General features: G+C 63.0%; 10 protein-coding genes and 2 pseudogenes. 7 read left to right on the top strand and 5 right to left on the bottom strand.

Annotated elements, in window-relative coordinates:
* Positions 1-245 precede the first annotated feature (245 nt).
* On the top strand, positions 246-1,346 hold the full coding sequence (locus tag KMZ68_RS20095; RefSeq protein WP_249779657.1) for a UDP-glucuronic acid decarboxylase family protein: 1,101 nt from the start codon (positions 246-248) through the stop codon (positions 1,344-1,346).
* A gap of 135 nt (positions 1,347-1,481) precedes the next feature.
* Here the strand turns inward: KMZ68_RS20095 and KMZ68_RS20090 are convergent, their stop codons facing one another.
* A complete protein-coding gene (locus KMZ68_RS20090) occupies positions 1,482-2,393 on the bottom strand; it encodes a LuxR C-terminal-related transcriptional regulator (RefSeq protein ID WP_215612909.1) in 912 nt (303 codons plus the stop codon).
* A gap of 699 nt (positions 2,394-3,092) precedes the next feature.
* Here KMZ68_RS20090 and KMZ68_RS20085 point away from each other — a divergent pair.
* Positions 3,093-3,728 carry a LuxR C-terminal-related transcriptional regulator gene (locus tag KMZ68_RS20085; protein WP_215612908.1) on the top strand — a complete coding sequence of 212 codons (636 nt, stop codon included), beginning with the start codon at positions 3,093-3,095 and terminating at the stop codon, positions 3,726-3,728.
* Between the two features lie 205 nt (positions 3,729-3,933).
* Here KMZ68_RS20085 and KMZ68_RS26065 read toward each other — a convergent pair.
* Positions 3,934-4,098 (bottom strand): annotated as a pseudogene (locus tag KMZ68_RS26065) (substrate-binding domain-containing protein); the annotation flags it as partial.
* Positions 4,099-4,100: 2 nt separating this feature from the next.
* Here KMZ68_RS26065 and modD point away from each other — a divergent pair.
* Positions 4,101-4,754: pseudogene (gene modD / locus KMZ68_RS20080) on the top strand (ModD protein); the annotation flags it as partial.
* A 118-nt stretch (positions 4,755-4,872) separates the two neighbouring features.
* Here modD and pncB read toward each other — a convergent pair.
* From pncB to KMZ68_RS20065, 3 genes are all read right to left on the bottom strand, one after another.
* Complete coding sequence (gene pncB / locus KMZ68_RS20075; protein ID WP_215612906.1) at positions 4,873-6,177, bottom strand: nicotinate phosphoribosyltransferase; 1,305 nt, start codon at positions 6,175-6,177, stop codon at positions 4,873-4,875.
* 61 nt (positions 6,178-6,238) lie between these two features.
* Positions 6,239-9,787: a molybdopterin cofactor-binding domain-containing protein gene (locus KMZ68_RS20070; protein WP_215612905.1), complete on the bottom strand. Its 3,549-nt coding sequence runs from the start codon at positions 9,785-9,787 to the stop codon at positions 6,239-6,241.
* Entirely contained in the window at positions 9,787-10,269 is a 483-nt protein-coding gene (locus KMZ68_RS20065; RefSeq protein ID WP_215612904.1) for a (2Fe-2S)-binding protein, read from the bottom strand. The genes KMZ68_RS20070 and KMZ68_RS20065 overlap by 1 nt, the downstream gene beginning before the upstream one ends.
* Positions 10,270-10,585: 316 nt before the next feature.
* Here KMZ68_RS20065 and KMZ68_RS20060 point away from each other — a divergent pair, with 316 nt between their 5' ends.
* From KMZ68_RS20060 to KMZ68_RS20045, 4 genes are read left to right on the top strand one after another with little or no spacing between them, the layout of a single operon-like run.
* Positions 10,586-12,040 carry a 6-hydroxynicotinate reductase gene (locus KMZ68_RS20060; RefSeq protein WP_215612903.1) on the top strand — a complete coding sequence of 485 codons (1,455 nt, stop codon included), beginning with the start codon at positions 10,586-10,588 and terminating at the stop codon, positions 12,038-12,040.
* Complete coding sequence (locus tag KMZ68_RS20055; protein WP_215612902.1) at positions 12,037-12,936, top strand: UPF0280 family protein; 900 nt, start codon at positions 12,037-12,039, stop codon at positions 12,934-12,936. Before KMZ68_RS20060 ends, KMZ68_RS20055 begins: the two co-directional genes overlap by 4 nt.
* Before the next feature lie 21 nt (positions 12,937-12,957).
* Complete coding sequence (locus KMZ68_RS20050) at positions 12,958-13,542, top strand: amino acid synthesis family protein (RefSeq protein ID WP_215612901.1); 585 nt, start codon at positions 12,958-12,960, stop codon at positions 13,540-13,542.
* A gap of 24 nt (positions 13,543-13,566) precedes the next feature.
* Complete coding sequence (locus KMZ68_RS20045; protein WP_215612900.1) at positions 13,567-14,772, top strand: ABC transporter substrate-binding protein; 1,206 nt, start codon at positions 13,567-13,569, stop codon at positions 14,770-14,772.
* Positions 14,773-14,842 lie beyond the last annotated feature (70 nt).

Raw genomic sequence — 14,842 nt, 5'->3', positions numbered from 1 at the left:
TGCAATCGGATGATGTGTGGAAGAGAAGGGATATCGCGTAGGAGTACTCCCTATGCGCTGCGAACAAGTGCTGCGAAGCGCGTATGATTCGACAAAATAGAATCGCGGTGCGGCTGGCAGGAACGAATATTCTGGTTGCTAGTGGCAGCCGGAAAGCAGCTTTCGGAGTGACGATCATGGATATGCCAGTCGGTTCCGATCGGGTCATTACCCCAACCAATGCGACGGTCTCATCCCGGAAACCAATTCCGCAGCGGCGGCGCGTTCTCGTGACGGGCGGGGCAGGCTTCATCGGCTCTCATTTGTGCGAACGTCTGCTGGAAACCGGCTGCGAGCTGCTCTGCGTCGATAACTTCTTCACCGGGACCAGGCGCAATATAGAACACTTGCTTGACGATCCGCGGTTTGAGATCTTGCGGCACGACATAACCTTTCCCCTCTATGTCGAAGTCGACGAGATCTACAATCTCGCCTGTCCGGCATCGCCGATTCACTATCAATGGGACCCCGTGCAGACGACAAAGACGAGCGTGCTGGGTGCCATCAATATGCTTGGTCTTGCCAAGCGGCTACGTGGCAAGATCCTTCAGGCGTCCACCTCTGAGGTCTACGGCGACCCTGAGGTTCACCCGCAGCAGGAATCCTACTGGGGTCACGTAAATCCCATCGGACCGCGTTCCTGCTACGATGAAGGCAAGCGTTGCGCCGAAACGCTGTTTTTCGACTATGGCCGGCAGCACAATCTGAAAATCAAGGTATTGCGCATTTTCAATACCTACGGACCACGCATGCAGCCGAATGACGGTCGTGTCGTGTCGAATTTCATCGTCCAGGCCCTCAACAATCAGCCTATAACGATCTATGGAGACGGCCTGCAGACGCGTTCGTTCTGCTTTGTCGACGATCTGGTCAGTGGAATGATCGGTCTGATGAATACCCCGGATCAGATTACAGGACCGATCAATTGCGGCAATCCGGGTGAGTTCACGATTCGCGATTTGGCTGAGAAGGTGATCGCCATGACCGGCTCTCGCTCACGGATCGTCCATCGTCCGTTGCCGCAGGACGATCCAAGACAGCGCCGTCCGGACATTAGTCAGGCCCAAGAGTTGCTGGACTGGCGACCGAAGGTGGCGCTCACGGAAGGTCTACAGCGAACGATTGCGTATTTCGAGAAATCGTATTCGAAGGAGAGAAGCCTCGCTCGAGGGAGCCGATCGATCGCGCGCCCGCGATCCTCCTCGAGGTCAAAAATGCGCGAATTGGCGCGAAACCGTGATGCCGTTGCTCAAGCAACTGTACCGGCGTCTTCGGCCGCATATGGATTGGGCGCAGATCGACGCTGACATTGGCGGCGGAGTACGGGCTCTTTCAACGTCTCCATCGATAATGGGGCGGTGCCCCATCGGCTGATCCTTCATCATCGTCAATTGCTGGTTTCGAGAATCTGCCGTCGTTCAACGAAGCCGCCTGATCGCCGGCTATTTGCCGAGACGTGTCGTGCCAGGAGTCTTCCGGCCCCTGCGGACCAGTCGTTCAATGCGGGCCGCTCCGACGTGACATGCCTTGTTATTGTTAATGGCCGGATGTGTTGGTGCTGGCGCCTCAATCTGTTTGATTTGGCCGACTGCCTTGATGGGGTCTGTGAATCGCTTGCTCATATCGGAGATCGATGGCGGATTGCTGCCGTGTTCGGGTTGCGTCTGGGATCCATTGTTTATCCCCCAAATCGCCGCCTGCGTCCGGTTCTGGACCCGGATTTTGCGAAGGATCGCTTTGACGTGGACCTTCACGGTCGCTTCGGCGATATCGATCTTGCGCGCTATGCATTTGTTGGGGTCGCCTTCGATGATGCAGCGCAGAATCAATTTTTCCCGCGGGGAAAGCAGCGGCACGGTCGGATCTTCCGTCGCAACGAGAATCGGCTCACCTCTTTGGTTTGCGGCAGGCTCGACCGGATGAGGGCCATTGGGATCGAGAATGAATGACAGGAATGCCGGCGGGAAGATTGTTTCCCCCATCATTACCAGCTCCACGGATTTGATGAATCTGTCGCAGGTGATGACGTTGACGAAATATCCGTTGGCGCCTGCGCGGAATGCCGAGACCAACTCGTCTAGCCGATAGTGATCGGCAACGACCGCAATGCGTCCGTCCGGGTGTCGGCTTCTGAAAAATTCGATTTGCTCGAGTGCAGCATCAAAATCGTCGCCGGTGTGGACAATGAGAAACAGCGGCGGATGCAGGTCTGGTTTGTTCGGGTGCAAATCATCGGCACATGATACAGAAGCCAGGATGCGAAAATTTGCCGAGCGTAGGATTTTGGCGAGTCCTTCCCTGAGTAAGATGCTTTTCCCAACGAGGACGGCCGCAAGAAAATGTTGCCTCCGCATGGTGGTACTCCCAGCCTGAACGCCATTCGGAGCCATTGAACCGCGGCCCTCTTATTTCACGATTTGTCGTCGCATTAACTACATTTGCTCTGGTGTAAAATCCTCTATCAAGAATTCAGTTATTCGGTTGGTGGGGTCTCCGCATTCATGAGAAGATATCTCCTAGTCAATTTCGAAGCGTCGCGTTTGGTTAATTTCAAAGCTTCGCGTTTGCGCATCGTGACGATTTTATGAATGTTAGATTCGAATTCCCGATATCCCTATATATCTTTGGTTATAGGATGCCGTTCATAATGGCAGGTAGCCGTGGCGCACCTTGTTTGGCGTGGATTGCATTCTCTGATTGAGTGGAGTGGAGCAATACAACCGAGTGTTGTGCTTTCGTTGGGGTCCAAGCAGGCCGCGGCACTACACCGCGGTTCGGGGAAGCGAGACTTTCGGCACCAATCAGGCATCAATCGGTGGCTTGCTAGCCCGAATTCGGGACGTTTCGCTGATCAGGGCTCTTGCGAAGATTGAAAGTCGGCAAGCGTACTGACGAGGACTCGCAATCGTTTTGCTATTCCTGCCAATCTACCTTTTGCGATGCAGCAACTCGTGTTGCATGTCCTTGAAAAAAAATGTCTGCGCAGGGGATGCTCACCGAAAGATGCTTGGGAGCGTAGGTTATACGTAAGGGGGCAGGCCCAGGGACCGCCCATGCGCTGCACTCGTTTAGTGATCGCGGATTGCTATCCCGTCGTTCTGCAGGGCTTAACGTCCCTGTTCGCGGCTCAATATGATTTCAAGATCGTAGCGTCTTGCAGTGATGGCGCGAGCTGCATCAAAGCGATGCGGGACCTGGCGCCCGACGTCGCAATTCTCGACGTCTCGATGCCTGACCTCACCGGGTTGCAAATCCTCGCCATCGCCAAGGCCGAGAATCTTTCCACGCGGCTGGTCTTCTTCACCCCATCAATCGAACACGGCGAACTCGCAGCAGCAGTGGCGGCCGGTGCTTGCAGCGTCATTCCGAAGGACGCGGCGTCCGAGGTCCTGATGCAGTCCGTGCGGAAGGCAGCGAATGGCTGGAGGTTACTGCCGCTGTTCCCCTCGGAGCTGGATCTATCCCGGAACGAAAGAAACGGCGCCAACGTCGACAATGTGCTGGCAGTGCTGACGGACCGCGAGCGCGAGATCATGCGTCTGGTGTCCGAAGGATTGTCGAACAAGGAAATTGCGCGTCGTTTGAACATCTCCCACGGCACCATCAAGGTGCATCTCCATCACATGTATCAGAAGCTTGAAATCGATAACCGGACAGTGCTCGCGGCACTCGCCATATCGCAGAATTGACAGCTCGGGCATCCCCTGAAATCAGGTTCGCCGGATGTGCCGCGGTTGAGAATGGCCGTAAGGAGTAAGCGGCCGTCAGCGGCGGCGCGCTCGCGCGGACCTTGCGAGGCCACGCATAGCTATAGAGCGGCATGGCTTCGGTTCCGTTCACGCTGAAAATCTTCAACGGCGACAGGAGTGCAGGAACCGGACCAGTTCGACGGGTTGCCCGATCGACCAGCTTCGGCTGCAGTCCGTCATAAAGCTTCAGCGCCTTCATCGCCTCCACCGCCGCCGCGCCGTACGGGGCCGCGATCGGGTTGCAGATCGACAGTTTTGCAAATGAGGCGGCCTTGAGCGTTGCTTCTCCCTTCACGAGGCCGGACGTCTTATGCTGCATCCGGCGCCGCGCTGGAGCAGGGAATGCCGATCCTGACCGCGCGGGGCCCGGCTTCGGCGTTGCTGCGCAGCTGGAAGGTGGCGCAGACGCTGATCGAAATCTGGTCGGGTGTTGCGACCGACGCCCGCGCGATCGTCGATGCCGCGACCGCCGTCGCGCCTCATGTCGCCGTGGCTTGCACGCGCAAGAACGTTCCCGGTACCAAGCGCTTTGCGGTCGCGGCGGTGAAGGCGGGCGGCGCGGTGATGCATCGCCTCGGCCTGTCCGAGACGGTGCTGGTCTTTCCGGAGCACCGCGCCTTTCTCGGCGACGACCTGCTCCCCGACATGATCGATCGATTGCGGCGAGCCGCGCCGGAAAAGCGCCTGGTGATCGAAGTGACCACGATCGAGGCGGCAATCGTCGCGGCGGCGGCGGGTTTCGACGTGATCCAGGCGGAGAAATTCGTACCGGCCGAAATCGCCGGGCTCGTTGCCCGGATGGCCCGAATGGGGTCGGTGCGATCACGGCCCATCATTGCCGCCGCCGGCGGCATTCATGCCGGAAACGTCGCTGCCTACGCGCTGGCCGGGGCCGACGTCGTGGTCACGTCGTCGCCATATCTGGCGCGGCCGCGCGATGTTCAGGTGCGGATTGCACCGCTATAGCCGCCGGCAACCTGCCGTCGGTGATAGCGGGGCAATTTCCGGCGGCGTGACGCTAGCCGCCATCACGCGCGCGACCATTCCGGTATTGATGTCGCAATGACCGGGCCCGGGGCCCGGATCAGACGTGGACCGCGGTGCGAACGCGGCCGGCATTGCCGAACACGCGCAAATAGCGCTCGATCTCGGACGCATCGCCGGTCGACTTTTCCGGATTGTCCGAAAGTTTCACCGCCGGTCGGCCGTCGACCGACGTCACCTTGCAGACGATCGAGATCGGATCGAGGTTGGCCGAACCGTCGGGCGCGCATCCGACGAAATCGTTGGTCAGGTTGGTGCCCCAGCCGAAGGCGATCCGGACCCGGCCGGCGAAATGACGGTGGGTTTCCTCGATCGATCCGACATCCATGGCGTCGGAGAACACCAGGAGCTTCTCCCGGGGATCGCGGCCCTTCTGTTTCCACCATTTGATGATTTCCTCGCCGGCCGCGATCGGCGGCGCGCTGTCCGGACGAAAACCGGTCCAGTCCGCCACCCATTCCGGCGCATCGCGCAGGAACGATTTGGTGCCGAAGGCGTCTGGCAGGGCGATCAAGAGGTTGCCGCCATAGGTATGGCGCCACTGGTCGAGAATACGATACGGCGCCCAGCGCAGCTCATCGTCGTCATCGGCCAGCGCAGCTGCGACCATCGGCAATTCATGGGCGTTGGTGCCAATCGCCTCGAGGTCGTTGTCCATCGCCAGCAGCACGTTCGAGGTTCCGGTGAAGGACGATCCGAGGCCCTCCTTCACCGCCTCGACGCACCAGCGCTGCCACAGAAAGCCGTGCCGCCGCCGCGTCCCGAAATCGGATAGCCGCAAGCCGTCCAGCTTCCGCAACCGCTCGACCTTGGTCCACAGCTTGGCCTTGGCGCGGGCATAGAGGACGTCGAGCACGAACCGGCCCTGGCCCTTCACGACCTGGCGCGAGCGCAGCTCGTTGAGGATGGCGAGCGCCGGAATCTCCCACATCGTGGTGTGGGTCCAGTTGCCATGGAAATGCAGCTCATACTGGCCGTCGACCTTGCGCAGCTCGTATTCGGGAAGCCGGAACGCCGCGAGCCAGTTGATGAAGTCGGGCGAGAACATCTGGGTCTTGCCGTAGAAGGTATTACCGGCGAGCCAGATCAGCTCTTTCTTGGTGAAGCGGATGGTGCGGGCATGATCGAGCTGGGCGCGCAGTTCGCCCTCGTCGATCACCTCGGCAAGCCGCACATGCCGGCTGCGATTGATCACCGAAAAGGTGACCTGCTGGCCCGGATAGAATTCCCGGATCATCTGCAGCATCAGGAGCTTGTAGAAATCGGTATCGAGCAGGCTGCGCACGATCGGGTCGAGCCGCCAGCCGTGATTGTAGGTCCGGGATGCAATGTCTGTAACTGCCATGGGGGGACCCTAGCCCGCCGGACGGCCTGCAACCAGTACCCTTTGGGCCGGGCATGGCAGCTCAGCGCGAAAGCCGCTGCCGGGCTTGGCTGATGGCGGCCCGGACGCCGGTCCAAACAGGTTTTTCGGGGGCGAATTGCCGCCGCAGATAGGTCACGAGCTCGGTCAACTGGTCGTCGCTCATGCTGTCCTTGAAGCCGGGCATATAGCCGAGGTCGCTCGTAACAGGAGAGGCGATGCCGTGCAGGATCACCTGGATCAGGTTGTCGGGCACGGCGCTGTGCAGGTTGCTGTTCAGCGCCAGCGACGGCCGGCTGCCGAACAGGACCGGCCCGCCGACCGCGTGGCAGACCGCGCAGGCGCCTTCGTAAAGCCGCGCGCCGGCGGGCGAAGCCGAGACCATCCGGGTGCCGGTCGATTTTTCCAGTCCGGCGGCCAGTGTGTCCTGCGCCGTTTTGTCGGGTGCATTCGCGTTGAAGGAAGCGAGATAGACCGCCATGGCGCGAATGTCCTGGTCGGGAAGAGCCGCAAGTTCCTTCACCACAGGCGCCATTGGCCCCGCGGCCACGCCGTGGAGGCGGGATTCGCCCGTTCGCAAATAGGCGTAAAGCTCGTCTTCGCTCCAGGGGATCGGTGCATGCGACAACGAAGTGAGCGGCGGTGCTTCCCAGCCTTCGGCGAAGCCGCCGGCGAGGTAGGCGCCGGCCTTCTCCGCGCCGAGCGCGTTGCGCGGCGAATGGCAGGCGCCGCAATGGCCGAGGCCCTCGACCAGATAGGCGCCGCGATTCCAGGTCGCCGATTTCGTCGCATCGGCTTCGAACGTCGTGGGCTGATGGAACAGCGCGTTCCATCCCGCCATCAGCGGACGCAGGTTGAACGGAAACGCCAGCGTGTTGTCAGGCGTCTCGGCGCGCACCGCCGGCTGCGCCATCAGAAAAGCGTAGAGCGCCTGCAGGTCGGCATCGCTGGTCCTGGCGAAATGGGTGTAGGGAAACGCCGGATAGAGATGCCTGCCGTCGCGATGGATGCCCTCGCGCATGGCGCGCTCGAAAGCCGGATAGGACCAGGCGCCGATGCCGGTCTCGACATCGGGCGTGATGTTGGTGGCGTAGATGGTGCCGTACGGGGTTTCGATTCCCCGGCCGCCGGCATTGACGGCGCCGTTCACGCTCGTGTGGCAGACCGCGCAGTCGCCGAGCGCGGCCAGTTGTGCCCCGCGAGCGATGGTCGCCGCGGAGAACACGGACGCATCCGGCCGCGCGATCGGTGCGATCGCCCGCCACGGCAGCACGGCGGCGCCGATGCCGATCGCAGCGACACACAATGCCGCAGCCGTGGCAAAAACGCCGCGTCGCCCGGCGAACGGATTGGTCCATCGGTCGGCCGGAGCAGGCGGCTGCGGCGCGGCCAGCGGCGCCGGGCCTGGCGGCTGGCTTTGTCCGCCGCGCAACCCCGCCAGAATGCGTTCCGGCGTGAACGGCAATTCGCGAAACCGCACGCCGGTCGCATCATAAATCGCGTTGGCGATGGCGGCGGCGCTCGGCACGGAGGCGGACTCGCCGACGCCGAGCGGCGGCTGGTCCTGCCGCGGCAGCATCAAGACGTCGATCTTAGGAATGTCGGGGAATTTGATGATGGGGTAGGCGCCCCATTCGCGCGCCGTCACCGCGTTGCGGTCGAACGAAACCTGCTCCATCAGCGCGCGGCTGGTCGACTGGATGACGTTGCCGTGGATCTGGTGGCGGACGCCGTCCGGGTTGATCATCAGCCCGGAATCCTGCCCCGCCACCACGCGGGTCACGCTGACATCGCCGGTCGCCTTGTTGACGGCGACGTCGGCAATCCATGCCGACCACGCCGCGCCATAACCCGGAAACTTGCTGTGCACATAGAGCGCGTAGGCAAAGCCGCGCCCACGCACGATGTCGCCTTCGGCCTCAGGCTCCTGCCGCACCGGACGCGGCACCCAGCCGGCGCGTTCGGCGACGGCGTTGACGAGATCGACCGCGCGCTGGTCTTTCAGGTAGCGCAGCCGGTATTCGACCGGATCGACGCCGGCCTCAGAAGCCAATTCGTCGATATAGGATTCATGGGCAAAGGTGTTGGGCAGTGCCGAGACACCGCGAAACCACGACGCCCGCACGATCGGCGGCATGTCGTGCGCCACCACGCGCAGATTATCGTAGTCGTAAGGCGGGATCGCGGTGCGGTCGCCCATCTCAAACACGGCCGGCGTGGGCGCAATCGTTCCGGTGAGCAGCAGCGCCAGGGTAGGCGCGCCGTTCGAGGGATAGCGCGTCGCGAAATCGTAACCGGCGACGCCGCCGTCGGCGTTCAACCCGCCGTTGACGTCCATCAGTTGCGCGGTGCCCTTCGGCTCCCAGGCATGTTCCTGTTCGCGCGTCAGCTGCACGCGGACCGGACGGCCGACTGCGCGCGACAGCAGCACCGCGTCCGCGGTGACGTCATCGGCGCAGTTGCGGCCATAGCAGCCCGCGGCTTCCAGCCGGATCACGTCGATGTCGTGCTCCGGCTTCTGCAGCAGCAGCGCGAGGTCGGCGCGCAGCAAGTGCGGATTTTGCGTGCCGGACCACACCTTGATCTGATCGTCCCTGATGTCGGCGACCGCGCAGGACGGACCGATCGAACCGTGCATCTGGTACGGCCATATATAAGTGCGCCGCATCGGCCTGGCGGCAGCCGCGATCGCGGCATCGACATCGCCCTTGTCGATCAGGGTGCGCGGCGCCGACGGATTGGCGCGCAGCGCGGTCTCGATGTCCTTCAAGTCGGGCAGCGCCGGGGTCGGCTTCCAGCTCACCTTGAGCTGCGCGGCCGCCTTGACCGCGTTTTCCTCGCGCTCGGCGACGACGCCGACGAAATCGCCGATCCGCACCACCGCCACCAGCCCGGGAATATCGCGGACCGACGCTTCATCGACCGCGATCAGGCTGGTGCCGACGAAATCGCCGGCATCGACGCCGGCATAAGGCGGCCGCACCACGCGGCCGTGCAGCATGCCGGGTACGCGCACGTCGTGAACGTAAACCAGTTCGCCGGTCGCCTTCGCCGGCAGGTCGGTGCGCGGCACCGATTGGCCGACGATGCTGTAGGCGTTGACGGCCTTGACCGGCACGTCGTCCGCAAGTTCGAGGCGGACGGTCTCGCCGAATATCAACTCGCCGTAGGAGACGCTGCGGTTGTCCTTGCCGCGGATCAGGCCGTCCTCGATGACGAGCTCTTCGGCCGGCATTTCCAGCCGCTCGGCAGCGCGCGCGATCAGGAAGTGCCGCGCCTGTGCCGCCGCCTTGCGCAGCGGCACCGCCGTGATCTGGATGGTCTCGCTGGCGATGGTAGCGCCCTGATTGGGAACCAGCGCGGTATCGCCCAGCACCACGACGACGCGGGCAAAGGACACATCGAGTTCTTCGGCGACGATCTGCCCGAGCGCGGTGCGAATGCCGGTGCCGAGATCGACATGGCCGTTGTAGGCCGTGACCGAACCGTCGGCCGTGATCTTGATGAAGGTCTCGAACCCGGCCGCGGCCGGCCGGACAACGGTCAATGATCCTGACCCGGACTCGCTGATGTCGGGAACGTCTGCGGTCATCAATCCAGCGCCTCCGCGACGCGGCCAGCGGCCCGCATCGCCGCACGCATGATTTCGACATGCGCGCCGCACCGGCACAGATTGTAGCGTAGCGCCTCGAGCAACTCGCTCTCCGTCGGATGCGGGTTGCGATCGAGCAGCGCCCTGGTGGTCATGATCATGCCGTTCAGGCAGTAGCCGCATTGCGCGGCCTGTTCCCTGATGAAGGCCTGCTGCACCGGATCGGGATGTTCGCGCGAGCCCAGGCCTTCGAGCGTCACGATGTCGCGCCCGACGCAGCCTTCGATCGGAATGACGCAGGACCGCGCCGCAACGCCGTCGATCAGCACGGTGCAGCTGCCGCATTCGCCGAGCCCGCAGCCGTATTTCGGCCCGTTCAGTTCGAGATCGTTGCGCAACACATAGAGCAGCGCGGTGTCGGGGGCGGCGTCGATCTCGTGGATCCGGCCGTTGACCGTCAGGCGGATCGTGCTCTCAGTCATGTCGGTGGTTCCGCTCCAACGGTTGCGCTGCAAACATCGCGTCGAAACGCGCCAAAACCCATGGGCAAGATACCGTTTGCATACAAACGTGCAAGCATGCCGACGGCGGGCGAAACCGGCTGCCCGGTTTGTGAACAAACCCGGCAGGCAATCTGCGGTATTAATCGGCAGCCGCCGTTTTCGCATTGCACGGCGCTTGACAGCTTTCAGCCGGGCGCGCAACATCGTTCGTGTACGAACAATTACCCCGTTACGATACGAGGCGTCGTTACCGTTTGGCCGTCCGACAGTTTGACGCTGGCTTGTGAGTTCGTTCATGCTGATCGATACGACTGCTGCCGACGACAAGATCCGCTGCGATGCGTGTCCCGTGATGTGCTACATCAAGCCGGGCGCGGCGGGCGCCTGCGATCGTTATGCCAATTACGATGGCGAGCTGGTGCGCGTCGATCCGCATATCTTGCTGGAGCGAACGGTATCGCATGGCGGACGGCTGGTGCCGTTCCAGGCCAGCGGCGACTGGGACGGCAAGATCGTGCACGAGCCCAGCCTGTTCGTGACCGCGATCGGCGCCGGCACCACCTATCCCGATTACAAGCCCGCGCCGTTCATCGTCTCCTCCGAGGTCGACGGCGTCGACATGGTCACGGTGGTGACCGAAGGCATCTTCAGCTACTGCGGCGTCAAGGTGAAGATCGACACCGACCGCTATCTCGGTCCGGAGACGGCGGCGGTGCGCGCGCAGGGCGAGGCGATCGGCCACGTCACGACGAGCGAATACGGCTCGCAGATGCTGTCGCTCGGCGGCGTGCATCACCTCACCGGCGGCTCCAAGAAGGAAGGGCGTGTCACCTGCGACGCGCTGATGGACCTCAGCAACTGCAAGCCGGTCGAGCTGACCATCGACGGCGGCGCCACCGTGGTGGTGCAGGCCGGATATCCGCCCATCGTCAACGGCGTGCCCGAAGAGCGGATGCGGGTCGGCTGCGGCTCGGCGACCATCGGCATGTTCGCCAAGCAGTGGCACGGCAAGGTCGATGAAGTCGTTGTCGTCGACGATCACATCACCGGCGTGCTCAGCGAGCATCAGGCCGGCAAGCTGCTCGACATTCCCGATACCGGAATCAAGATGAAAGGGCGGCGTTCGACGCCGGGCCGCTATTTCCAGGTCGCCGAGCCCGGCACCGGCTGGGGCGGCACCAAAATCTCCGATCCGTTGTCGGTGCTCGGTCCGTTCGATCCCAGGAAGGCGCACCCGGGGCTGACCATGCTGATGGTCTCCACCACAGGCGAGCATGCGGCCTATTATGTGCTCGATGAGGCGCTGAAGCCGGTCGAGCAGCCGATGCCGGTTGATCTCAGGCTGTCGGTCGAGCGGATCCAGGAGAATTGCGAGCCCGCTCTGTGCACCGTGCTGTTCATGGCCGGGGCAGGCGGGTCGTTGCGCGCCGGCGTCACCGACAATCCGGTGCGGCTGACGCGATCGGTCAAGGACGCGCTGACGCGCGTCACCAGCGGCGGCGCGCCGGTTTATGTCTGGCCGGGCGGCGGCATCACTTTCATGGTCGATGTGACGCGATTGCCGGCCGGCGCCTTCGGCTATGTTCCGACGCCGGCACTGGTGGCGCCGATCGAATTCACGTTGCGGCTGTCGGATTATGCGGCACTCGGCGGCCATATGGATCATGTGCGGCCGTTGACCTCGCTGAAGGACAATACCGAAACGCGCCAGGTGGCTTCGCCGCCGTCCGCCGGGGAACGCCGGCCATGACGCGGGTTCCGCAAATCGGGTTGCTGGCCGACGGCAGGCGGCTTCATCTGCAGGATGGTCCGATCGACCTGATCGTCGAGGCGCAGGGCGGCGACGTACGCGCGGCCTACGACGCGGCAGCACGACGCTTCACCGGCCTGCTCGACGAACTCTGCAGCGAATTGCCGCTCTTGCGGCAGGCCACCGATCCCGCGCGATGCCCGCTGCAAGGCGTCGTCGCCCGCCGCATGCATGCCGCGGTGGCGCCGTTTGCCGCCGAGCACTTCATCACGTCGATGGCGGCGGTGGCAGGTTCGGTCGCGGAAGAAATCCTCGGTGCGATGACCGCCGCGGCGCGACTCGAACGCGCCTATGTCAACAATGGCGGCGACATTGCGCTGCATCTTTCCGGCGGCGAAAGTTTCACGGTAGGCCTGATGGACCGGCCGGACGCCGCCGGGCTGCTGCAAACCATGGTGGTCGATGCCGATGATGCGACGCGCGGGGTTGCGACCTCGGGGCGGCATGGGCGCAGCTTCTCGCTCGGCATTGCCGACGCCGTGACGGTGCTGGCGCGGACGGCTTCCCAGGCCGATGCCGCCGCCACCATCATCGCCAATGCCGTCGATCTGCCCGGACATCCCGCGATCCTGCGCTGCCCGGCCAACGAACTGCAGCCCGACAGCGATCTCGGCGCGCGCCTCGTCACCCGGGATGTCGGCGCGTTGTCCCAAGACGAGATCGAAGGCGCGCTGGCGGCCGGCGCGGCGCGCGCGCGGCGACTATTGCTTTCGGGATTGATCGAGGGCGCAGCTTTGCGCCTGTGCGGCGAGACCATCGTGGTGGGAGCGAGGCTGCAACCGCAGCGGTTGCGACCGATTCACAGAGACATGCCCGCGAGCCTGATGCATGCTTGACCGGAAACAAGGCTGACAAAAATGAGTGCTGTCATTCGCAAGATTGTCACCGTGGTCGAAGAGACCCGGCTGGAAATGGGCAAGGCCGTTACGCCGCCGACGCGGCGTGCGGCGGCGATCGCCGTGATCGAGAATCCGTTTGCCGGAAGATATGTCGAAGATCTCAGCCCGCTGATCGCGATCGGTGAAGAACTCGGCGAATTGCTGGCGGCGAGGGCGGTGGCCGCGCTGGGCATCGAGGGCGCCAAAGCGCACAGTTACGGCAAGGCGGCCGCGGTCGGCGAAAACGGCGAGCTCGAACATGCGGCCGCGATCCTGCATCCCAAGATGGGCGCGCCGGTGCGCAAGATCCTGGGCAAGGGAGCGGCGCTGATACCATCGTCGAAGAAGCGAAGCGGGCCGGGGACGACGCTCGATATTCCGCTCGGCCACAAGGATGCAGCGTTCGTGCGCAGCCATTTCGACGGCATGGAGGTCATGATCAACGATGCGCCGCGCGCCAACGAGATCATGGTGGCGGTCGCGGTCACCGACAGCGGCAGGCCGCTGCCGAGGGTCGGCGGCCTGACAACGGCTGAAGTCAAAGGCGAAGACGGTTTACGATAATTTCTTAACCAGTGGAGGTAAGGGATGCGACGAAGCAGATATTTCTTGAGCGCGGGATTGGCGATCGTGGTCGCGGGCATGGCGCATTCCGCTCTTGCCCAGAGCGAAATCAAGATCGGCGAGATCAACAGTTATTCGCTGTTGCCGGCATTCACCGAGCCCTATCGCAAGGGCTGGCAGCTGGCGTTGGAACAGATCAATGCCGCCGGCGGCATCAACGGCAAGAAGCTCGTGGTCGTCTCCAAGGATGACGGCGGCAAGCCGGCCGACGCGCAGACCGCCGCCAACGAACTGGTGTCGAGCGAGAAGGTGGTGATGCTGACCGGAACCTTCCTGTCCAACATCGGTCTCGCCGTCAGCGATTTCGCCAACCAGAAGAAGGTTTTCTTCCTGGCGGCCGAGCCCCTGACCGACGCCATCACCTGGGCCAAGGGCAACCGCTACACCTTCCGCCTGCGTCCTTCCAACTACATGCAGGCGGCAATGCTGGTGGAAGCGGCCGCCAAACTGCCGGCCAAGCGCTGGGCAACTGTCGCGCCGAACTATGAATACGGCCAGTCCGCAGTGGCGGTGTTCAAGAAACTGATGTCGGAGAAGCGGCCGGATATCCAGTGGGTCGATGAACAGTGGCCGCCGTTCGGCAAGCTGGATGCGGGTCCCGTCGTGCAGGCGCTTGCGGCAGCCAACCCGGAAGCCATCCTGAACGTGACCTTCGGCGCGGATCTCGTGAAGTTCGTGCGTGAAGGCAACACCCGCGGCCTGTTCAAGGATCGTGCGGTGGTCTCCTTCCTCACCGGCGAGCCGGAATATCTCGATCCGCTGAAGGAAGAGACGCCTGCGGGGTGGATCGTCACCGGCTATCCCTGGTACTCGATCAAGACGCCGGAGCATGACGCTTTCCTCAAGGCGTATCAGGCCAAATACAACGACTATCCGCGGCTCGGCTCGATCGTCGGCTATCAGACCATCAAGGCGGCGGCGGCGATCCTCACCAAGGCCAACTCCGACGATCCGGAGAAACTGATCGCGGCCACGGAAGGACTATCGATGCCGTCGCCGTTCGGCGAAATCACCTTCCGCAAGATCGACCACCAGTCGACACTGGGGGCCTTCGTCGGCAAGACCGCGCTCAAGGACGGCAAGGGCATCATGGTGGACTCGGTCTATCGCAAGGGCTCCGACTTTCTGCCGAGCGATGCCGAAGTCGCCAAGCTTCGCCCGAAGGAGTGATCTCTCCTCTCCCTCTCCCCGCGTACGGGGAGAGGGAGAACGAACGACCTCATCCTGAGGAGGCGCGTAG

The sequence above is a fragment of the Bradyrhizobium sediminis genome, from assembly GCF_018736105.1.
Lineage (GTDB): Bacteria > Pseudomonadota > Alphaproteobacteria > Rhizobiales > Xanthobacteraceae > Bradyrhizobium.
This window is presented reverse-complemented; position numbering and strand designations above follow the sequence as displayed.